Raw genomic sequence first — 689 nt, forward strand, 5'->3', positions numbered from 1 at the left:
AACCGCGCTGCCATGCATGCCATATTCTTCGTCCTCAGGACCGGTTGCCAGTGGAACGCCCTGAATGCCACGGGGATATGCTCATCAAGTTCTGCTCATCGGCGCTTCCAGGAATGGCGCGATGCTGGAGTCTTCGAGTGCTTCTGGCAGAACGGTTTGCTTGCCTGCGGGCATCTGGACGGTATTGACTGGTCCTGCTTGTCGATGGACGGCTGTATAACAAAACTGCCACTGTCAGGAACAAAAAACAGGCCATAATCCCACAGACAGAGGGAAACAAAGTGTAAAGCGCAGTCTGATGACAGATGCCAACGGGCTTCCTCTGTCGCTGGTCGTCGCAGCAGTAAACACGCACGACATCAAGCTGGTTGCGGATACGCTCGATACCCTTCAGACGGGCGTCCGGGACAAAGCTCAGGCTCTGCCTGGACAAAGGTTACGAGGCAGGCTGGCTGGAAACGTATCTACAGAGCTGTCGCTACCAGCCGCATATCCAGTCTCGTAACAAGGAGTCTGACCCGAGTAAAAACACGGACTTCAAAGCCTGCCACAGGGGCGTCGAGAGGACTCATAGCTGGATGAATCACTTTCGCCGGCTCCTGACCTGATGGGAAAAGAAGACCGAAAATTACAAGGACATGTTGCATTTTGCCTGTGGTATTATCATCTGGAACAAAGTCTTATTGAGA

At 53.1% G+C, this 689-nt stretch carries 1 pseudogene; it reads left to right on the top strand.

Annotated features, from left to right (window positions below):
• A pseudogene (locus tag USH94_RS22485) lies at nt 1-689 on the top strand (IS5 family transposase); the annotation flags it as partial.

This window comes from Enterobacter sp. 148H3, assembly GCF_034107425.1.
In the GTDB taxonomy this organism is placed as follows: domain Bacteria; phylum Pseudomonadota; class Gammaproteobacteria; order Enterobacterales; family Enterobacteriaceae; genus Enterobacter; species Enterobacter vonholyi.